Genomic DNA, 22,554 nt, shown 5'->3' with positions numbered 1-22,554 from the left:
AACGGGGCAGATTCTCGTCTTGTCTTGCAAGAGAGGCGACACCGCGGCCTGTGTCGTGCCTCCGCGGGCGGATCTTTCAAGCTGGTTTCCATTACTAATTAAGGAGTGACGCTGATGGCCGAATCGGCAGCGACGTATTGGGCCCACAGCGAGAATGATGCCGGTGCCGGCATTCGGGAGACGCTTGCCGAGCATCTCCGACAAGTTGCGCGACTGGCTCGCGAGTTTGCCGAGGCGTTCGACGCCGGTCCGCAGGCCGAAGCCGCCGGACTGCTGCACGATCTCGGAAAGTACGGCGAAAGCTTCCAACGCCGCCTCGACGATCCTTCGGTGCGTGCCGGAGACCATTGGACGGCCGGTGCGCTTGCCGCTCTTCGGTTCTTGAAGGAGGCGGGCATCGCCCCGGCGCTGGCGATTCTCGGGCACCACGGCGGACTGCCTGCGGGTATGCCGCATCGCAGTGCCGACCGATTGGCTCAAGCCGTCGGGCGGGGGTTTATGAAAGATGAGTGCCTCGCCACCTCGAAAGATTTGCCCGGATTATTCGCACGCTGGCAGAAAGACGGACTTGCATTACCGGAAGCTTCGCCCGTCATCGCGGCGCATGAATACGATCGGCTGAAAAACGCGGCGACGATGCTCGACGTGCGGATGTTGTTTTCGTCGCTCGTCGACGCCGACTTCCTCGCGACCGAGGCGCACTTCTCCGGCGATGCCGAGACTCCGCGACGGCCGCGGCCCTCGGGCCTACCTCTCGACTGCGATCGAGCGATCGAGGCCCTCGAAGCCTATCGTCTTGCAGTCAAGGCAACGCATGCCTCGCATCCGATGGCCGAGCTTCGCGAACAACTGTACGAGAACTGCGTCGATGCGGCCTCGTTCGATCCGGGGGTATTCACGCTTTCTGCTCCGACCGGATCGGGAAAGACGCTTGCCATGTTGGCGTTTGCCTTGCATCACGCCAGACGGCACGGCATGCGGCGGATCGTCTTGGTGGTGCCGTATATCAACATCATCGATCAAACGGCGCGCGTGTACCGGGACATCTTCTCGCATTTACCGCCGGGGGCGGTATTGGAACACCACAGCCTCAACGAGGATATTCTCGGTGCGCGAAGCGAGGAACCTGAGGAACCTTCGGATACAAACGACGGACCCTCGCCACGTTTGTTGGCTGAGAACTGGGATGCGCCGGTCATCTTGACGACGACCGTGCAATTCTTCGAATCGTTGATGAGCCATCGCCCCTCGCGTTGCCGCAAATTACACCGGCTGGCCAAGAGTGTCGTCTTGTTCGACGAGGTCCAGTCGTTGCCGATTGAATTGGCGGTGGCGACCTTGGCCACCATTGCGAGACTGGCCGATCCCGACGGTCCGTTCCGAAGTTCGATCGTTTTCGCTACCGCCACGCAACCGGCGTTCGAGACGTTGGATGAGCCCGTCCGGCAATTTTGCTACCGCGGTTGGAAGCCGCGAGAAATCGTTCAAGACGTGCCGAACCTGTTTCGTGCCGCAAAAAATCGTGTGAACGTCGAATGGCGCCACGAAACGCGCATCGATTGGGACGAACTGGCCGCCGAAATCGCAGTTCATCGGCGAGTACTGGCGATCGTCAATTTGAAGCGGCACGCAATCGAGTTGGTCGACCGCTTGAAAGGGACGCTGGAAACAGAAGACGGTTTGCTCCACTTGTCGACCAGTATGTGCCCGGCGCATCGAAGTCGAACTCTCGACGAGGTACGGCGGCGTCTCGATTCGGACGAACGACTCGTCCTCGTATCGACTCAGTGTGTCGAAGCCGGCGTCGATCTCGATTTTCCGATCGTGTATCGGGCGTTGGCGCCCTTGGAAGCGATCGCGCAAGCGGCGGGCCGTTGCAATCGCCACGGATTGCTTGCTCGACCGGGAAAAGTCGTCGTATTCAAGCCCGACGACGAATACCTCTATCCGCCGGGATACGCACAGGCTGCCGGCTCGGCCGAAGCGTTTCTCAATGGTCGATTGCGGGAAGGCGGCTCCGGAAACATCATCGACGATCCTCACGAGCTTCAAAACTACTTCGCCCAATATTACCACCTGTGTGGTTACGCCTCGGCCGAGGAACAATCCGAAACGGAAATCCTTCGCGCCGTCGCAGCGCTGGACTATCCCGAGACGGATCGCCTGTACCGGTTGATTCGTCAAGACGCGATCAACGTCCTGGTGCCGTACGACCGCGATGAGTTCCATCGATTGCTGAACATGTTAGAACAGTGTCGTCGCTTGACACCTGAATTCCTACGGCGTTGGCGGGTCGTGGCACGCCCGTATGTCGTGTCGATCTTTCGCCCGCGAGACGGTTCTCCGATTTGGAATCGCCTCGAACCGTTACCCTTTCGACGCAATCCGCCGTTGGAGACGTGGGAGGCGACGTGGTTCCGACTATTGGACGACGATGGTTACGACGAGTTGATCGGTTGGCGGCCGAACATCGACGATACCTTGTTGAGCATTTGACCCTCTGTTTTGCGAAGGAGGTTGACTATGTCCGATTTCAAGACGCATTGGCTCGAGGTGTGGGGCGATTTCGCCTGTTTTTCTCGCCCCGAAATGAAGGTCGAGCGCTATTCGTATCCCTGCCCCACGCCGAGCGCCGCCAGGGGAATCTTTGAAGCGATCTACTTCAAGCCGCAGTTTCGTTGGCAGATCGATCGGATCGAGCTGTTGTCCCGTCCGGCCTATATTTCGCTTCGGCGAAACGAGGTCAAAGACAAGATCAGCACTGCCGCCGTCAAGAAGTGGATGAGCGGAAAAGCGGAGCCTGAGCCTCTTTGGGCCGACGGCGACAAAGGGATTCTGGGAACCGACCAGAAGGGGCGCACGCAACGGCAAACGATGGCCTTGCGGAATCCTCGTTTTCGCATCGCGGCGCACATCATTCCCAAGCCGAATACCGGCACGTCACAAAACGGATACGATGCCCAATTCGAACGCCGTGCGAAGCAGGGAAAATGCTTCCATCAACCGTGCTTGGGGTGTCGAGAATTCGTCGCATTCTTCCGGTACATCGACGATATCGAACGGGAACCGGCTCCCGAAAACTACACCCAAGATCTCGGCTGGATGCTGTACGACGTGTTCGATTTGACGGCCGCGAAACCGACCGGCACGCCCTGCATTTCGGTGTTTCGTGCCAAGATCGAAGACGGTGTCCTCGTCGTGCCCCCGTACGACAGCGCAGAAGTTCGAAAACCCGATCGCGAAAGGAGGGCAAGCTGATGCTGCACGCGCTTGCAGAATATGCCCGGCGCGAAGGCCTGGCGGCCGTGCCCGGCTTGGCGCCGAAGATGGTCCGGGCAGTCTTGCGGTTCACGCCGCAAGGCGAGTTTCTCGGTATTCTCGATCTGGCCGAAGGCAAAAAAAGTAAGGGACGGTTGATCAAAGGCTGTCCCGACCTCAGCCAGGGCGAGATGGTTTCCAGCGGATGTCGGCATTTCCTCGTCGATACGGCCGAAGTCGTGTTGCTTTTGATCAAGAAAGACAAACCCAACGACAAACAGATCGCGAAACATCGGTCGTTCGTCGACGTCTTAAGACAGGCAAGCGACATCCTTCCTGAATTGCAGAGCATCATCGATTCGCTGGAATCGGAAGAAGTGCTCGCCCAAATCCGCGAAAAAGCGGCCGAGATCAAGTTGAAGCCTACCGACAATGTGACCGTTGCGGTCGAAGATCGAGGGCGATCACGGCTCCTTGTCGAAGACACACGCTGGCATTCCTGGTGGCAAGACTTCCGTGCCGAAATCGCCGAAAAACGCAAAAAGCCCGCAAAACGCGGAAAGCCGCAGTCGCCCGTCCTGATGGCCGACTTGCTGACCGGCGACCTCGTCGAGCCGGTAGCGACGCAAGACAAGATCAAAGGACTGGCCGGCGTCGGCGGTGCGTCGTCCGGCGACGTGATTGCCGGCTTCGACAAAGATGCCTTCACATCGTACGGGCTTGAACAAGGCCAAAACGCAGCAATGAGCGAAAACAACGCCAAGCTTTGCGTGACGGCCTTGAACGATCTGATTCGCAACCGGTCCCACACCTTCGGCGGTACCAAGGTGTGTTACTGGTACAGCCGACAAGTGGAGGCTTCTGAAGATGTTGTTGCGACCCTCTGGGGAGATGAAGGAGGGGCGGTCGAAGCCGACGAGGAAACACCGGATGAGAGCGAGCAGCGACAGCTCGAAGATCGAGTCAGAAATCTGCTGCGGGCTGTGCGGGCCGGCGAACGTCCCGACCTTGCCGACGCAAGGTATTACAACCTGACTCTTTCCGGAAACGGCGGTCGCGTCATGGTTCGCGACTGGTTCGAGTGCAACTTCGAAACGCTCGCCGCCAACATTAGCAAATGGTTCGACGATCTCGCCATCATCCATCGCGACGGCAAATCGATCGTCTCACGGTTCAAATTCATGGCCGTGGTCGGGGCCGCCTATCGGGATCTCAAAGATGCTCCCGGCCGGGCGATCACGGCTCTGTGGAAGGCAGCCGTCGGTGGAAACATCATTCCGCACGATGTCGCCGCCCGAACGCTCGATCGCGTTCGCATCGACTTCATTCAAGGAGAAACACCCCGACATGCACGGTTGGGTTTACTGAAAGCCTTTGTCATTCGTAACCAAGGAGTCGAGACGATGAAACCGGAATTGAACGACTTGGAAAAGGATCCCGCCTACCTGTGCGGCCGGATCATGGCGCTCTTGGCCGCCATTCAACGCAAGGCGAATCCCGAAGTGCAGGCCGGCATCGTGCAGCGGTATTACGCTGCGGCCAGCGCCACTCCCGCCTTGGTCTTGGGGCGTCTTGTGCGATCGGCTCAGATCGCCCATCTGCCCAAGATCGAACCCGAAGGTCTGCGAATCTGGTTCGAAAACAAACTGGCCGAGCTGTGGAGTCGCCTGGACGCCTGTCCGCCGCGGACGCTGACCCTCGAAGGGCAGACCCGCTTCGCTCTGGGGTACTATCACCAATTGGCCGATCGCGGCCAGGTCAATAGCGACTTGCCCGAAACCTCCGAGGCCGAGGCCTGAGGTTTGACAACGTTCAAGCAAACCAATTCGTTTCCAACAACCTTACTCGTTGCAAAGGAAGTAGATCATGTCCGACATCAAGAACCGCTACGAATTCCTGTTCCTGTTCGATTGCGAAAACGGCAACCCCAACGGCGATCCCGATGCCGGCAATGCGCCTCGCATCGATCCCGAAGACATGCACGGGCTCGTCTCCGACGTCGCGCTCAAACGGCGCATCCGCAACTACGTGCAAATCGCCCGCGGCAACGAAATGCCCAATGCGATCTTCGTCGAGCACGCCTGCAACTTGAACAAGCACATCACGCGTGCGCACGAAGAGGCGAACGGCGGACTGCCTTCCGGCAAGAGCGGCAGCAAGCAGGCCGTCGACAACGCACGCGAGTGGATGTGCAAGAACTTCTACGACGTGCGCACGTTCGGCGCGGTCATGTCGACCGGGCCGAACGCCGGGCAGGTTCGCGGGCCGGTGCAACTCGCGTTTGCCCGCTCGGTCGATCCGGTCTTGCCGCTCGACGTTTCCATCACGCGAATGGCCGTGGCCGACAATCTGTCCGGCGCGAAAAGCTGGACCGACTACGAGAAGTGGGAACAGGAGCAACAGGAAGACAAGCTGCGTACCATGGGGCGCAAGTCGCTGATCTCGTACGGCTTGTACGTCGGCAAGGGATTCGTCAGCGCCCACTTGGCTCAACAAACGCACTTCACCAAGGAAGATCTCAAGCTTCTCTTCGAGGCCATCCTCAACATGTACGAGCATGACCGCTCGTCGAGCAAGGGGGTGATGACCGTCCGGCGGCCGATCTTCGTCGCCAAACACGTGGGCACCGACAGCGACGCAACGCAGCGCGAACGCCAAGCGATGCTCGGCTGTGCGCCCGCCCAGGTCCTCTTCGAGGATATCGTCGAAGTTCGGCGCAAAGACGGCGTTGAAACGCCGCGCGGCTTCGCCGACTACGAAGTGATCGTCCATGAGGACAAGGTGCCCGCCGGCGTCGAACTGCTTCGCCTTCCCGACGACATCGACCGCTTGTAATGTTCGGTCGCTTGTGAACCTCGAGGGAGCGGTGCGGCTGCCGGCGCGGTCATACCGCTCCTTTGCCCCTTTCTTGCATGCATCGATCAAAAGAACGCGGAATGCCATGTATCCCGAAGAGGAATGGATCGCGCTTTCGGCCGTCCAACAATATGCATACTGCGCCCGCCGTGCCGCGCTCATCCATTTCGAGCAGCTTTGGCAGGGTAACCGTTTCACTGCCGAAGGAATGAGGGTGCACAAAAAGGCCCATGATTCCACGCGAAGTGAGACGCGATCCGGCACTCGCATCGTTCGAGGGCTCGAGATCAAGTCGGCCGTGCTCGGCCTGAGCGGAAAGTGCGATGTCGTCGAATTCTACAAGAATGGGAAACGTCGCAAGATTCGCATCGTCGAATACAAGCGGGGAAAACCCAAGGGCGAGCTCGACAAGCCGTTTCAGGTCCAGTTGTGTGCGCAGGCGATGTGCCTGGAAGAAATGATGGACGTTGCCATACCGTACGGCTACATCTTCTTCGCCAAAATAAGACGGCGCGATAAAGTCGTCTTCGACGATTCACTTCGTAAAAAGGTGATCGAGATCGCCGAAAAGCTGCACGAGTTGGCAAGAACCCGGCGAACACCGCCGCCCGAATTTGGTGCCAAGTGCCGGAATTGTTCGCTTCATGACCTGTGCCTTCCCAAGATAGGCCGGATCCGCAAGACGGCGGCACGCTATTTGCGCGACATTATCAAGGCACAGGAATAGACCCGCGACGAGAGACGTAGCGAGAAGGTCGATGAAAAAGCACTTGAACACTCTATTTGTCACGACCGAGGGCGCCTACCTTTCGAAGGCAGGTGACGCCGTCGCCGTTCGGATTGAAAAGAAAGTACGATTGCGCGTGCCGCTCATCAATCTTGACGGCATTGTCTGCTTTGGACGCGTTGCGTGCTCGCCCGCGCTGCTGGGAAGCTGTGCCGCCGCCGGTGTGGCGGTTACCTTCTTGTCGCGACACGGCCGCTTACTCGCAACCGTGAGCGGTTTCACCCACGGAAACGTGTTGTTGCGTCGCGAGCAGTACCGCGCGGCCGACGATCCCCGCCGGTCGGCAATGATTGCCCGGTGTTGTGTGACCGGCAAAATAGCCAATTGCCGAACGCTGCTGCGCCGAAGTGCCCGCGAATTCGACGATGCGGAAGCCGTCGCGCGGTTGAACCGTGCAGCCGATCGCTTGGGCAGTTTGCTCACGTTGCTGGACGAAGATCGGGAATTGGACGTTGTTCGTGGATTCGAGGGCGAAGCGGCAACGAGTTACTTTCACGCCTTCGACTCGCTGATCCGCGCTGAAAAGCCCTTGTTTGCATTCCACGGAAGGAACCGGCGTCCGCCTACCGATCCCGTCAATGCACTGCTTTCGTTTGCCTACACGCTCTTGATGCACGATGTGCGCTCGGCGTGCGAGAGCACGGGCCTCGATTCGGCAGTGGGGTTTTTGCATCGAGACCGGCCCGGTCGGCACGGCTTGGCGTTGGACCTTATGGAAGAACTTCGCCCGGTTATTGCCGATCGGGTCGTGCTCAATCTGCTGAACCGACGACAGCTCAAGAAGGACGACTTTGTCTTCCAACCGAACGGCGCCGTCTTGTTGAACGAAAAAGGCCGCAAGACCTTTCTGTATGAATATCAGCAACGTCGCAACGAACCGGTAGTGCATCCCTTCTTGGGAGAGAAAATGACGGTCGGGCTCATACCGTTTATTCAAGCGCGCCTGTTGGCCCGGTTCTTGCGGGGCGACTTAGATGCTTACCCTCCATTTGCCTGGAAATGAGCGGGGAGGTTTTCGAAAATGATGGTTGTGGTAGCCTACGACGTGGCGACGACGACTCCCGAGGGGCGACGACGTTTGTCCCACGTGGCCAAGACGTGCCTTGACTACGGCCAGCGGGTGCAAAACTCTGTGTTCGAGTGCTCGGTGACGCCCGAGCAATGGGTGAATCTCAAGGGGAAACTCTTGGATATCGTCAACTTGGAAGAGGACAGCCTGCGGTTCTACTTTTTGGGGGCCAACTGGCGACGCCGTGTCGAACATCACGGCGCAAAGCAGACGTGGGACCCTGATGGTCCACTGCTGATCTGAATCGGAAATTCAGGGGGATGGAACGTCGCCGCGTACCCGAAGCGCGCGCAAAAATCCCGGGAGGTTCGCGGATGTCGGAAGATTCGATTAGGACGGGAGTTAAGTGTGGTCTTGTGTTTTGTATACAATCCAAATGTGCTGATTTTGTTGGGGTTCGCGGATTACGCTTCGTAACCTGTGGTAAATTAGAGACTTAGGCAGAGGCCATCGCCCTCTTCACGAGGGCGCGGATTGAAACCATCGGCTCAATGCCGTGGGCCGCGAGGATCGAACATCGCCCTCTTCACGAGGGCGCGGATTGAAACATCTACCGCCGCGGCGCCGACGAGGTGACGGTCATCGCCCTCTTCACGAGGGCGCGGATTGAAACGAACCGTTGATTCCATGCCTTGAGTTGCTCAGCACATCGCCCTCTTCACGAGGGCGCGGATTGAAACAAACCCGTGTCGCCGATCGACCGGCAAGCCAGCCCATCGCCCTCTTCACGAGGGCGCGGATTGAAACCTGGAATGGCAATGACGATACGCAAAGTACGAAGAATCGCCCTCTTCACGAGGGCGCGGATTGAAACATGCCATGCCCGGACTAACCAAAAAATCAATCGAGATCGCCCTCTTCACGAGGGCGCGGATTGAAACAGCAAAGCTCCGAGAAGCATCATCTAGGGCTTTCATCGCCCTCTTCACGAGGGCGCGGATTGAAACTCGAACGTCAAGATTAAATTTGTTGGCGACATCTCATCGCCCTCTTCACGAGGGCGCGGATTGAAACAGAATTCGACTACCAATGAGGATGATAACTCTAATCGCCCTCTTCACGAGGGCGCGGATTGAAACTTGCCGCCGGAAGCATGCTTTCAGGCACCGAAAGATCGCCCTCTTCACGAGGGCGCGGATTGAAACGCGAATCCTCGCCCAAGACAGCCAGAAGGCAGGCCATCGCCCTCTTCACGAGGGCGCGGATTGAAACGCACACGCACCCGGGACACGATTCGGGCGGAACGACATCGCCCTCTTCACGAGGGCGCGGATTGAAACTCAGCCGCCGGTGCGACCCCCTCGATCGTCGGCCTATCGCCCTCTTCACGAGGGCGCGGATTGAAACTGGTATTGCCGGAACTGGAACGATTCCAGCCCGTCATCGCCCTCTTCACGAGGGCGCGGATTGAAACCGCCGACGACCTGCTGTTCCGCGAGTGGGCGCCATCGCCCTCTTCACGAGGGCGCGGATTGAAACGCTCGTGGAGGCCGACGACGAGCGGCGAAAGGCATCGCCCTCTTCACGAGGGCGCGGATTGAAACGCGCAGCCGATCAACTACGGCTGCACCGAGCCGGATCGCCCTCTTCACGAGGGCGCGGATTGAAACCGATTCAGATTCGCACTTCCTTCCAGCCTGAACCATCGCCCTCTTCACGAGGGCGCGGATTGAAACTTCGTCAGCGTGATGCCGTCCGCGTCGGTCACTTCATCGCCCTCTTCACGAGGGCGCGGATTGAAACTACTACGCCGTATCGAAGCGGTACGGCCAGTGGATCGCCCTCTTCACGAGGGCGCGGATTGAAACATCTTCGGGCGAATTTGAGTTTTCCAAAGGTTCCTATCGCCCTCTTCACGAGGGCGCGGATTGAAACTTGTGGCATGCGACCATGTTCGCACCGTTCTCGATCGCCCTCTTCACGAGGGCGCGGATTGAAACTTTGATGGGCGGTGCCACAAGCTGGCTGATATCGATCGCCCTCTTCACGAGGGCGCGGATTGAAACAGCTAATTGGTCCCAACACAATCATCTTGCTGGATATCGCCCTCTTCACGAGGGCGCGGATTGAAACTTTTCGCTTCAATCAACCGGCAATTGGCGAGAGTTATCGCCCTCTTCACGAGGGCGCGGATTGAAACTACCACGTCGTCGTCGACAACCCGCAGCGTCCAACCATCGCCCTCTTCACGAGGGCGCGGATTGAAACAACAGCACGATATTCGGGCGATCCATTCGGCGGGCATCGCCCTCTTCACGAGGGCGCGGATTGAAACGAATGCTTCTTTCCCTTCAAGGATGTACGTGTGGATCGCCCTCTTCACGAGGGCGCGGATTGAAACAGCAATCTGTGCTGCGGTAGGATCAATGGATGCCGTATCGCCCTCTTCACGAGGGCGCGGATTGAAACCGGCTTGATTGCGTGAGTGAAAATCAACCGAAGAATCGCCCTCTTCACGAGGGCGCGGATTGAAACTACTACGCATATCACTTTCATTGCAAGTACCTTTATCGCCCTCTTCACGAGGGCGCGGATTGAAACTCCATCTCCTTGCCTAGTACGAGTAGCAAATTGCATCGCCCTCTTCACGAGGGCGCGGATTGAAACTTTCTGGAACAGGAACGTTCTTTCCCGGTTTCGGATCGCCCTCTTCACGAGGGCGCGGATTGAAACTGTCAAGGTACTTCTCCAAGTACTCGATAATAGTATCGCCCTCTTCACGAGGGCGCGGATTGAAACCGTTCTCTTTGTCGTGCGTAGCTTCACCATAGAGATCGCCCTCTTCACGAGGGCGCGGATTGAAACTGCCTGCGGGCGGCGACGTTCGACCGCAGGATGATCGCCCTCTTCACGAGGGCGCGGATTGAAACGAGCTGCGGCCGGATCATCCGGCGGTCACCGGCGAATCGCCCTCTTCACGAGGGCGCGGATTGAAACCGGGCCCGATCCCCGGGCCGCCGAAGCGGCCCTGATCGCCCTCTTCACGAGGGCGCGGATTGAAACCATTACGTGGCCTGGCTGCTAAAGGAGATGGGCATCGCCCTCTTCACGAGGGCGCGGATTGAAACCCAGGCCGTCCGCCCGACGCCTGAACAGATTGAAATCGCCCTCTTCACGAGGGCGCGGATTGAAACGAAGACCCGAGGCCTTGGAGTCGCGACCCCGGTATCGCCCTCTTCACGAGGGCGCGGATTGAAACTTTCTACGAACCCTTGTGCCTTGGCGTCGCCGTGATCGCCCTCTTCACGAGGGCGCGGATTGAAACAACTTAGCGCAGTCACGGTGAACTTAGGTCTGCCATCGCCCTCTTCACGAGGGCGCGGATTGAAACGAATTCCCCGACGAAGTCCTGGAAGCGGCCTTAATCGCCCTCTTCACGAGGGCGCGGATTGAAACTGTGCGTATAATACAGTAGGGGCAGGATGCCTCTCATCGCCCTCTTCACGAGGGCGCGGATTGAAACCTGGAGTATTCGCAGGTGGCTCATCCTGCAGCCATAAATCGCCCTCTTCACGAGGGCGCGGATTGAAACAACAAGCAATTCGCGATTCCCGTTGTCGGCGGTGACATCGCCCTCTTCACGAGGGCGCGGATTGAAACCCGAAGATCCTCGATCAAGACGGCCAAGGGGCTATCGCCCTCTTCACGAGGGCGCGGATTGAAACTTGGGCGGCTTGCGCTTTCCGCTCGGGGTTGACTATCGCCCTCTTCACGAGGGCGCGGATTGAAACCTCGGCTCCCCGCCAGAATTGGTTGTCGGTATTCATCGCCCTCTTCACGAGGGCGCGGATTGAAACTGTACCGCCGAAACCCGCATCGAGGCCTTGCTGATCGCCCTCTTCACGAGGGCGCGGATTGAAACTTGGAAGCTGACGACGATGGTCGTGCGCGTGGCCATCGCCCTCTTCACGAGGGCGCGGATTGAAACCGGCTGGATTACACGTAGTTGAAAACTCGAGGCATCGCCCTCTTCACGAGGGCGCGGATTGAAACGAGTAATCTCGATACTACCGTCTCTAGTCGTTCATCGCCCTCTTCACGAGGGCGCGGATTGAAACACACGTTTCGGATCGACCGGCGCAGCCGTTCCCATCGCCCTCTTCACGAGGGCGCGGATTGAAACACAATGGATTTGCGGCCTGGAAGCGAGGAACTCGCATCGCCCTCTTCACGAGGGCGCGGATTGAAACAGCTTAGAGGAGAAGCATAAAATATCGGCCATAAATCGCCCTCTTCACGAGGGCGCGGATTGAAACGTCTACGCGTGCGCCACCACAGAAGAGAAGAGAAGATCGCCCTCTTCACGAGGGCGCGGATTGAAACCCTGTTCGGAGTTTGACGCAGATGCACGTCGAACGATCGCCCTCTTCACGAGGGCGCGGATTGAAACTACCGGCCCAGCGACGTCGCCTTGCAGGAAGCCTGATCGCCCTCTTCACGAGGGCGCGGATTGAAACCCGCGGCCCCGGCCTGCGGGTTCTGGAGGACCTCTTATCGCCCTCTTCACGAGGGCGCGGATTGAAACATGGAGCGGCAGTGATAAGTCATCGGCCATCGTATCGCCCTCTTCACGAGGGCGCGGATTGAAACTTGCCGCATGGCGTGGGCGTGGGCCCAGGCTTCCTGATCGCCCTCTTCACGAGGGCGCGGATTGAAACCACCCGGGACAGGGTACCGGCGGCAAGAGAAATATCGCCCTCTTCACGAGGGCGCGGATTGAAACCTGCGCCCGGCACGCGCGGCCAAACCGGATCAGATCGCCCTCTTCACGAGGGCGCGGATTGAAACCATCATCGACCCGGCGCAGCTGTGGCTACCGAGATCGCCCTCTTCACGAGGGCGCGGATTGAAACCGGGATCCGCCGCAAGAGGGCGTCGACGGTCGCGGCATCGCCCTCTTCACGAGGGCGCGGATTGAAACACATCCATGATCGAGCAATTATACGCCGGCGGAATATCGCCCTCTTCACGAGGGCGCGGATTGAAACGACCCCGCCGGCGTCATCGTGACCGGCCTCTCGATATCGCCCTCTTCACGAGGGCGCGGATTGAAACGCCAGTCAACGCTTGCAAGGCGGCGATCCAGCAGGCATCGCCCTCTTCACGAGGGCGCGGATTGAAACGCGAACACGATCGCCGACGGCGGCGCCTGGTACGCATCGCCCTCTTCACGAGGGCGCGGATTGAAACCGCTCCACGCGCATGAAGTAATCGACGTCGCGCGATCGCCCTCTTCACGAGGGCGCGGATTGAAACAAAGAGTGGGGCGATACTTTCGGAGCTGAGGTCGGCATCGCCCTCTTCACGAGGGCGCGGATTGAAACGATCGCCGGCGGAAATGCAGAAGCCGCGCCTCCGAATCGCCCTCTTCACGAGGGCGCGGATTGAAACATGGTGATCTCGTCTCCAGAGCACTCCGCGATCGTATCGCCCTCTTCACGAGGGCGCGGATTGAAACCTTCACTTCGGCCAACAACAACTACCTGGAAGGTATCGCCCTCTTCACGAGGGCGCGGATTGAAACTACCGATATCGCCATTCGACTGGACGGTGCGCCGTATATCGCCCTCTTCACGAGGGCGCGGATTGAAACGTTCTGGATGGTCGTGCCGCTCGTCGCCACGGGGAATCGCCCTCTTCACGAGGGCGCGGATTGAAACCTGGACTATTACGACCGCCTGCGCCCGGATTGGCTATCGCCCTCTTCACGAGGGCGCGGATTGAAACGTAATTCGTCTCAGCCTGCGTCGGCACGTAGCACCATCGCCCTCTTCACGAGGGCGCGGATTGAAACTCGCATCAACTACGAGGCACCGCTCGCTGAAGGAATCGCCCTCTTCACGAGGGCGCGGATTGAAACAGTCGCGCCCCCATTGAGATCCCTAAATGGTGCAATCGCCCTCTTCACGAGGGCGCGGATTGAAACGGCTATTTCCTGCTTCCGAGATACGCTTTGCTCGACATCGCCCTCTTCACGAGGGCGCGGATTGAAACAGGTTTCGGCTGCTGGACCGCGACGGCGTGGAAATCATCGCCCTCTTCACGAGGGCGCGGATTGAAACTTTGGCACGCTTGCGAGCATCATCGCCGGAGTGGGGAATCGCCCTCTTCACGAGGGCGCGGATTGAAACATGCGGGCTTTCGCCCAGGGCCAATCCCGAAACAAATCGCCCTCTTCACGAGGGCGCGGATTGAAACCTTTTACGAATATAGATGGTACAAGTAATTCTTATCGCCCTCTTCACGAGGGCGCGGATTGAAACGTGCGATTCGCCGAGATAGTTGATATCTAGCGGTATCGCCCTCTTCACGAGGGCGCGGATTGAAACAAAATATGAGCCATAGCTGGAGCCGCGTTCCAGATCGCCCTCTTCACGAGGGCGCGGATTGAAACGAAGCGTTCGCCGAGGCACGGGGGGTGACCGAATATCGCCCTCTTCACGAGGGCGCGGATTGAAACAAGCGAGCCCTGGTGGCAATTTCCCGTAACCGGATCGCCCTCTTCACGAGGGCGCGGATTGAAACGCAGCGCCGTGTCGCTCGGCCGATACACCCGGGAATCGCCCTCTTCACGAGGGCGCGGATTGAAACGCACTCGATGCAGCTGAGCGAGAGCTTCAGCCAGATCGCCCTCTTCACGAGGGCGCGGATTGAAACTCGTCAGTGTCGGCGGCCTCCAGCAAGGCCGCGTTATCGCCCTCTTCACGAGGGCGCGGATTGAAACGATCTCTTCCGCAAGCGGCGGATCCGAGAGCGCCATCGCCCTCTTCACGAGGGCGCGGATTGAAACGGACGCATCGGCCGGAAAGAATCCGTCGAGCGATATCGCCCTCTTCACGAGGGCGCGGATTGAAACTCAATGTCGATCGCCAGAAACTGCGGTGGTACCAGCATCGCCCTCTTCACGAGGGCGCGGATTGAAACAAGCGAGTCGCACAGGTCGGGCCGGATGATTGGGATCGCCCTCTTCACGAGGGCGCGGATTGAAACTCAGGATAACGACTTAGGTCGACCAGGCCGCCGGATCGCCCTCTTCACGAGGGCGCGGATTGAAACCTTCGCCAATCAGATGAAAGCTTTGCGGGCAAAGAATCGCCCTCTTCACGAGGGCGCGGATTGAAACGGGTTGCGGTGCTCATTTCTCGGCCTCCACCAGCATCGCCCTCTTCACGAGGGCGCGGATTGAAACTGTGCTGCTTGCTCGAAGGCAGCCCACCAATCGGCATCGCCCTCTTCACGAGGGCGCGGATTGAAACGCACTCGCGGAACGGCTTCGAGTAATGACACGACGATCGCCCTCTTCACGAGGGCGCGGATTGAAACGGCCTTGCCACAATCCAGACGCGCAGGCCGTCGCATCGCCCTCTTCACGAGGGCGCGGATTGAAACCGGTACGGGAGTCAAGTGGGCCGTCGTTCGCCTCATCGCCCTCTTCACGAGGGCGCGGATTGAAACGTAGCCGCTCGCAAGATTGGTGATGCGATCATCATCGCCCTCTTCACGAGGGCGCGGATTGAAACGGGCGGGATGAGGTGGCAGTTATGTGCAAGTACTCATCGCCCTCTTCACGAGGGCGCGGATTGAAACCCAAGAGACCTTCGGCGCGGTGGCCACCGAAGCCTATCGCCCTCTTCACGAGGGCGCGGATTGAAACAAATCGCCGCTGATAGCGAAGAAATGGGAACCGAGATCGCCCTCTTCACGAGGGCGCGGATTGAAACGGAACGGATGGTAGCCGAGGAGCCGGAAGTAATCATCGCCCTCTTCACGAGGGCGCGGATTGAAACTGTTGAACGCGATCTGGTATGGGCGTTACGCCGTATCGCCCTCTTCACGAGGGCGCGGATTGAAACAATCGCGAAATCCCGATACCACGTTTTGTTGGCCATCGCCCTCTTCACGAGGGCGCGGATTGAAACAATCCACCGATCCGCAAAAATCTGCTTGAGGCCCATCGCCCTCTTCACGAGGGCGCGGATTGAAACTTCGTCCTGCTGGCGGCATTGCCGGTGCCCGAATCGCCCTCTTCACGAGGGCGCGGATTGAAACGTGCCGCAAGAGGATCAGGAAATCCGCATCGACCCATCGCCCTCTTCACGAGGGCGCGGATTGAAACCCTTTGGTCGCCGTCGCCTCGATTGTGATTTGCAATCGCCCTCTTCACGAGGGCGCGGATTGAAACTGCGCCCGATACGGGCGCCAATTACCGCCCTCGACATCGCCCTCTTCACGAGGGCGCGGATTGAAACGAGCTGATCGTCGACGTGGCCGAACTGCTCGACAATCGCCCTCTTCACGAGGGCGCGGATTGAAACCCTGCCGCTAAATATCGTGTTCTTCGAATACGAAAATCGCCCTCTTCACGAGGGCGCGGATTGAAACTGGTCACGGTGCCCCAGGAATGCTGGGAAGGGCTATCGCCCTCTTCACGAGGGCGCGGATTGAAACTTATTGGCTGTCGGTGCCGTAGCGTAGCTCCACATCGCCCTCTTCACGAGGGCGCGGATTGAAACGAGCAGGTGTACCAGTACGCAGATTTCTCGGGCCATCGCCCTCTTCACGAGGGCGCGGATTGAAACCAGTCGCTCAAACTCTGCCTTGTGGATGCCAGCCATCGCCCTCTTCACGAGGGCGCGGATTGAAACACCACTGAGCAGATCGCTCGCATGACCGGCTGCTATCGCCCTCTTCACGAGGGCGCGGATTGAAACCGCGGTGCTCGACAATTTGACGAAACGGCAGGGATATCGCCCTCTTCACGAGGGCGCGGATTGAAACTCTTCCCTCGTCGCTTTAGGTTTTTGCTTGCCCATCGCCCTCTTCACGAGGGCGCGGATTGAAACGTTCACAAGCACATCATCGAAGACGGTGAGTACGATCGCCCTCTTCACGAGGGCGCGGATTGAAACACCAGATCAAACGATACATCCTCGGGCAGACGCTGATCGCCCTCTTCACGAGGGCGCGGATTGAAACGCGGCGCGTGTCACCACGATCGGCGAGGAAGCGCACCATCGCCCTCTTCACGAGGGCGCGGATTGAAACGCAAACGTTCGATCAAACCTTCTGTCCAGCGAAAGATCGCCCTCTTCACGAGGGCGCGGATTGAAACGCGCTGGTTGGCATCCGCCGCAGCCGCCGCTCGCCGGATCGCCCTCTTCACGAGGGCGCGGATTGAAACGTCATGGGCGCCGACCGGAAAATCCCGTAGTTGCATCGCCCTCTTCACGAGGGCGCGGATTGAAACCGCCTATCCGACCCGCTGCGGCGAAACGGTCGATATCGCCCTCTTCACGAGGGCGCGGATTGAAACTTGCAGCCCCGGCTGTTGAATTCCATCAATGGCCGATCGCCCTCTTCACGAGGGCGCGGATTGAAACCGCATGTCGCCGCAACAATATCGGCAGCTGTTCGATCGCCCTCTTCACGAGGGCGCGGATTGAAACGAATCGTTCGTCGGCCACGCCGACACGGCCCGGATATCGCCCTCTTCACGAGGGCGCGGATTGAAACAACCGGCCCGGCTCGCGACGCACCCCGCGGGGCAATCGCCCTCTTCACGAGGGCGCGGATTGAAACGAGCAGGGCCAGGCGTTCCTTCTTCGCCTCGAGGATCGCCCTCTTCACGAGGGCGCGGATTGAAACGGGGCATACCGGCAAACGGGGCCGGTCCCATCCCGATCGCCCTCTTCACGAGGGCGCGGATTGAAACGGGCATACCGGATCCTCGGTCGCCGCGGGGATTCATCGCCCTCTTCACGAGGGCGCGGATTGAAACGCTCTCCGAGAGCCAGAAGTTTCTGCTTCGTAGCCATCGCCCTCTTCACGAGGGCGCGGATTGAAACGCGTCGTTGCGCATGCCGTCCCGGTTTGCTCCGGGATCGCCCTCTTCACGAGGGCGCGGATTGAAACCGTCCCCCTTTACGGCGTATCAAAACAACTGCGGATCGCCCTCTTCACGAGGGCGCGGATTGAAACCTTCGTGGACCTCAAGGTTCTTGCCGTCGCCCTGCGATCGCCCTCTTCACGAGGGCGCGGATTGAAACTCGCTTACTCCGCAACAATATTGCGGGCTGGAAGCCAATCGCCCTCTTCACGAGGGCGCGGATTGAAACGGCATGATCGCTGTGGCGTACATCGGCGAGGACAATCGCCCTCTTCACGAGGGCGCGGATTGAAACCAGCGCCAGATGCCAAGCGTGGGCAAAGAAAATATCGCCCTCTTCACGAGGGCGCGGATTGAAACTGTATTTGCTTCTGTTTCACGGCAGCCGCTTTCTCATCGCCCTCTTCACGAGGGCGCGGATTGAAACGCTCGCCGCAATGGCGAAGAAATTCACCGAGAACATCGCCCTCTTCACGAGGGCGCGGATTGAAACCTCAACCGGTTGAGCCTCGATGAAATTGAAGCATATCGCCCTCTTCACGAGGGCGCGGATTGAAACCGGAATCGCTTTGCGGTTCCGAACAAACTTCCGAATCGCCCTCTTCACGAGGGCGCGGATTGAAACCCGGTCGATCGTGGCCTCGATGCCGGCGGCCTTATCGCCCTCTTCACGAGGGCGCGGATTGAAACATCGGGCGACGCAGCCGGCGGTCCGGGGCCGTGTATCGCCCTCTTCACGAGGGCGCGGATTGAAACTGGCGTCGTATGCTGCGGCCTTTTGCTGTCGGCATATCGCCCTCTTCACGAGGGCGCGGATTGAAACTGCCCCCGGTGAACGAATATCACGTAGCGGTTGCTAGATCGCCCTCTTCACGAGGGCGCGGATTGAAACCTTTTACGGGTTGACCATCTACTAGAATATCGTGATCGCCCTCTTCACGAGGGCGCGGATTGAAACTACGTAATACCCTGATGAATTGATTGCATCATAGAATCGCCCTCTTCACGAGGGCGCGGATTGAAACATTTCACCATGGAATTGAAAGACCGAAGCACGAAAGATCGCCCTCTTCACGAGGGCGCGGATTGAAACTGCGAAGCGGACGACGACGAGAAAAAGGAGTGACATCGCCCTCTTCACGAGGGCGCGGATTGAAACCCCTGTTTCATCTACTGCGCAGTTCAATACAAGATCGCCCTCTTCACGAGGGCGCGGATTGAAACGATTTCGCCCGGCATTCTGGTAGGCGTTGATCGCATCGCCCTCTTCACGAGGGCGCGGATTGAAACCGCAAGGCCCGATCGGCATTCTGATGGAATCTGCCGAATCGCCCTCTTCACGAGGGCGCGGATTGAAACACAATTTCGGCTTTGGGCCATGCGCGACGAACCGCCATCGCCCTCTTCACGAGGGCGCGGATTGAAACTTTTTGAGACGTCTCCGGTACAATCACGTCGACCATCGCCCTCTTCACGAGGGCGCGGATTGAAACGGGAAACCCCGCGTCTTCGCGTGACAGCTCGAAATCGCCCTCTTCACGAGGGCGCGGATTGAAACACAACGGCGTCGGTTTCATGCTGCGCATATAGGTCATCGCCCTCTTCACGAGGGCGCGGATTGAAACCACCTCTTGCCGAATTTCCCGCAGGACGTTGCTGGATCGCCCTCTTCACGAGGGCGCGGATTGAAACTTTGATCCGCGCCAGCCGAAGATCAGATCGTCCTCCGATCGCCCTCTTCACGAGGGCGCGGATTGAAACGCGTAGCTGCGGCAGCCATGGCAATCCGGTATGGCATCGCCCTCTTCACGAGGGCGCGGATTGAAACTATCGTCGACTATGAGTTTACAGAAGAATCAATCATCGCCCTCTTCACGAGGGCGCGGATTGAAACCGACTCCCGCACGGGGCTTTAGGGTTTGTTGGCTATCGCCCTCTTCACGAGGGCGCGGATTGAAACCAAACGGAAGCGTGGACGACCGGGCGTTGGCATTGGATCGCCCTCTTCACGAGGGCGCGGATTGAAACCCTCCTATGGTACTCTGATATCGACGGCAGCCGGCAATCGCCCTCTTCACGAGGGCGCGGATTGAAACCAATCGCGCCAGGAACAGCGGCCGGAGCCGCTCCCAGATCGCCCTCTTCACGAGGGCGCGGATTGAAACGCCCAGCTCATTCCCCTTTCGTGATACGATCAGCCCATCGCCCTCTTCACGAGGGCGCGGATTGAAACGAAACGTTCGACGTAACGGCGACATTCGTCGCCAATCGCCCTCTTCACGAGGGCGCGGATTGAAACCTACCGGGTGCAGGGGATACTACGGCCGGTGAAATTATCGCCCTCTTCACGAGGGCGCGGATTGAAACACTTTGATACCGATTTGATCAGTTTCAAAGTATGCATCGCCCTCTTCACGAGGGCGCGGATTGAAACCGACCCGGGAACCGAGCCCGATTGCACGACGACCATCGCCCTCTTCACGAGGGCGCGGATTGAAACTCGCTGGAACACCGGCACGTGGCACGGCCAACACACATCGCCCTCTTCACGAGGGCGCGGATTGAAACCTTTTACGGGTTGACCATCTACTAGAATATCGTGATCGCCCTCTTCACGAGGGCGCGGATTGAAACTACGTAATACCCTGATGAATTGATTGCATCATAGAATCGCCCTCTTCACGAGGGCGCGGATTGAAACATTTCACCATGGAATTGAAAGACCGAAGCACGAAAGATCGCCCTCTTCACGAGGGCGCGGATTGAAACATGCAATACTTCTCGACGGTCGCCGCCGTCTTCATATCGCCCTCTTCACGAGGGCGCGGATTGAAACGACAGCCTCTACACCCAGCATGAAACGGACGCCGTGGATCGCCCTCTTCACGAGGGCGCGGATTGAAACAGGGCGTCGGTCAACGCGGCGGCGGCCTCGGCGGCCATCGCCCTCTTCACGAGGGCGCGGATTGAAACCGACCTTTCGGCGGATCCAGACCGTCCCGACCGCCATCGCCCTCTTCACGAGGGCGCGGATTGAAACTGGCACACTTTAGGATTTGTGCGGCCTCAGATACCATCGCCCTCTTCACGAGGGCGCGGATTGAAACATGCAATACTTCTCGACGGTCGCCGCCGTCTTCATATCGCCCTCTTCACGAGGGCGCGGATTGAAACGACAGCCTCTACACCCAGCATGAAACGGACGCCGTGGATCGCCCTCTTCACGAGGGCGCGGATTGAAACAGGGCGTCGGTCAACGCGGCGGCGGCCTCGGCGGCCATCGCCCTCTTCACGAGGGCGCGGATTGAAACCGACCTTTCGGCGGATCCAGACCGTCCCGACCGCCATCGCCCTCTTCACGAGGGCGCGGATTGAAACGAACTCCGGATCCGCCTCGCGCAGCTTGCGACCGCATCGCCCTCTTCACGAGGGCGCGGATTGAAACCAGCAAGTCCTTCGGCAACCAAGGCGTCGGCAATCGCCCTCTTCACGAGGGCGCGGATTGAAACCAGCAAGTCCTTCGGCAACCAAGGCGTCGGCAATCGCCCTCTTCACGAGGGCGCGGATTGAAACTTACCATTCGTTCGGTATTCTTGGCCGTCTTTTCATCGCCCTCTTCACGAGGGCGCGGATTGAAACTCCCTGGGCCGGTCATCGGGGCCACTGGCACCGGCATCGCCCTCTTCACGAGGGCGCGGATTGAAACCCAAAAGCTGTCCCAGAGCCCTTTCAGGTTCTCATCGCCCTCTTCACGAGGGCGCGGATTGAAACTCGCTGGAACACCGGCACGTGGCACGGCCAACACACATCGCCCTCTTCACGAGGGCGCGGATTGAAACCCTCCTATGGTACTCTGATATCGACGGCAGCCGGCAATCGCCCTCTTCACGAGGGCGCGGATTGAAACCAATCGCGCCAGGAACAGCGGCCGGAGCCGCTCCCAGATCGCCCTCTTCACGAGGGCGCGGATTGAAACGCCCAGCTCATTCCCCTTTCGTGATACGATCAGCCCATCGCCCTCTTCACGAGGGCGCGGATTGAAACGAAACGTTCGACGTAACGGCGACATTCGTCGCCAATCGCCCTCTTCACGAGGGCGCGGATTGAAACCTACCGGGTGCAGGGGATACTACGGCCGGTGAAATTATCGCCCTCTTCACGAGGGCGCGGATTGAAACACTTTGATACCGATTTGATCAGTTTCAAAGTATGCATCGCCCTCTTCACGAGGGCGCGGATTGAAACCGACCCGGGAACCGAGCCCGATTGCACGACGACCATCGCCCTCTTCACGAGGGCGCGGATTGAAACTCGCTGGAACACCGGCACGTGGCACGGCCAACACACATCGCCCTCTTCACGAGGGCGCGGATTGAAACCCTCCTATGGTACTCTGATATCGACGGCAGCCGGCAATCGCCCTCTTCACGAGGGCGCGGATTGAAACCAATCGCGCCAGGAACAGCGGCCGGAGCCGCTCCCAGATCGCCCTCTTCACGAGGGCGCGGATTGAAACAGGGCGAGATCACAAAGATACTCGACGACCTCAACATCGCCCTCTTCACGAGGGCGCGGATTGAAACTGCAGTTTCCACCGACGCATATTTTGAAACCGATATCGCCCTCTTCACGAGGGCGCGGATTGAAACGAACAACAACAATTTGGATTCCCCGGCCCCAAGCATCGCCCTCTTCACG

At 59.1% G+C, this 22,554-nt stretch carries 7 protein-coding genes and 1 CRISPR repeat array (1 of these 8 running past the window's edge); all 7 genes read left to right on the top strand.

All coding sequences use genetic code 11. From position 1 onward, the window contains the following. The first annotated feature begins 114 nt into the window (after positions 1 to 114). The 7 genes from cas3 (at position 115) to cas2 (ending at position 8,213) form a co-directional block, all read left to right on the top strand. Entirely contained in the window at positions 115 to 2,496 is a 2,382-nt protein-coding gene (gene cas3 / locus ACYQ2I_RS14900) for a CRISPR-associated helicase Cas3' (RefSeq protein ID WP_460167819.1), read from the top strand. Positions 2,497 to 2,523: 27 nt separating this feature from the next. Further along, positions 2,524 to 3,258: a type I-C CRISPR-associated protein Cas5c gene (gene cas5c, locus ACYQ2I_RS14895; RefSeq protein WP_460167818.1), complete on the top strand. Its 735-nt coding sequence runs from the start codon at positions 2,524 to 2,526 to the stop codon at positions 3,256 to 3,258. Next, on the top strand, positions 3,258 to 5,057 hold the full coding sequence (gene cas8c / locus ACYQ2I_RS14890; RefSeq protein WP_460167817.1) for a type I-C CRISPR-associated protein Cas8c/Csd1: 1,800 nt from the start codon (positions 3,258 to 3,260) through the stop codon (positions 5,055 to 5,057). The genes cas5c and cas8c overlap by 1 nt, the downstream gene beginning before the upstream one ends. A gap of 67 nt (positions 5,058 to 5,124) precedes the next feature. After that, positions 5,125 to 6,093 (top strand): type I-C CRISPR-associated protein Cas7/Csd2, encoded by a 969-nt coding sequence (gene cas7c, locus ACYQ2I_RS14885; protein WP_460167816.1) that lies wholly within the window; start codon positions 5,125 to 5,127, stop codon positions 6,091 to 6,093. A gap of 106 nt (positions 6,094 to 6,199) precedes the next feature. Beyond that, the gene (gene cas4 / locus ACYQ2I_RS14880; RefSeq protein ID WP_460167815.1) at positions 6,200 to 6,841 is read left to right on the top strand and encodes a CRISPR-associated protein Cas4; all 642 of its coding nucleotides are present in this window, start codon (positions 6,200 to 6,202) and stop codon (positions 6,839 to 6,841) included. 31 nt (positions 6,842 to 6,872) lie between these two features. Then, on the top strand, positions 6,873 to 7,904 hold the full coding sequence (gene cas1c / locus ACYQ2I_RS14875; protein ID WP_460167814.1) for a type I-C CRISPR-associated endonuclease Cas1c: 1,032 nt from the start codon (positions 6,873 to 6,875) through the stop codon (positions 7,902 to 7,904). A gap of 18 nt (positions 7,905 to 7,922) precedes the next feature. Next, a complete protein-coding gene (cas2, locus tag ACYQ2I_RS14870; RefSeq protein ID WP_460167813.1) occupies positions 7,923 to 8,213 on the top strand; it encodes a CRISPR-associated endonuclease Cas2 in 291 nt (96 codons plus the stop codon). A gap of 206 nt (positions 8,214 to 8,419) precedes the next feature. Further along, positions 8,420 to 22,554: a CRISPR direct-repeat array (repeat unit 32 nt; unit sequence ATCGCCCTCTTCACGAGGGCGCGGATTGAAAC); it runs 1,011 nt beyond the window's last position.

Source organism: Thermostilla marina (genome assembly GCF_054657455.1).
Note: the sequence above shows the minus strand (reverse complement) of the source record. Positions and strands in the feature narration are given on the sequence as shown.

Excerpts from the sequence above, each read along its gene's own strand:
- cas3 (WP_460167819.1), top strand. The coding sequence starts at position 115 with ATGGCCGAATCGGCAGCGACGTATTGGGCCCACAGCGAGAATGATGCC.
- cas5c (WP_460167818.1), top strand. The coding sequence starts at position 2,524 with ATGTCCGATTTCAAGACGCATTGGCTCGAGGTGTGGGGCGATTTCGCC.
- cas8c (WP_460167817.1), top strand. The coding sequence starts at position 3,258 with ATGCTGCACGCGCTTGCAGAATATGCCCGGCGCGAAGGCCTGGCGGCC.
- cas7c (WP_460167816.1), top strand. The coding sequence starts at position 5,125 with ATGTCCGACATCAAGAACCGCTACGAATTCCTGTTCCTGTTCGATTGC.
- cas4 (WP_460167815.1), top strand. The coding sequence starts at position 6,200 with ATGTATCCCGAAGAGGAATGGATCGCGCTTTCGGCCGTCCAACAATAT.
- cas1c (WP_460167814.1), top strand. The coding sequence starts at position 6,873 with ATGAAAAAGCACTTGAACACTCTATTTGTCACGACCGAGGGCGCCTAC.
- cas2 (WP_460167813.1), top strand. The coding sequence starts at position 7,923 with ATGATGGTTGTGGTAGCCTACGACGTGGCGACGACGACTCCCGAGGGG.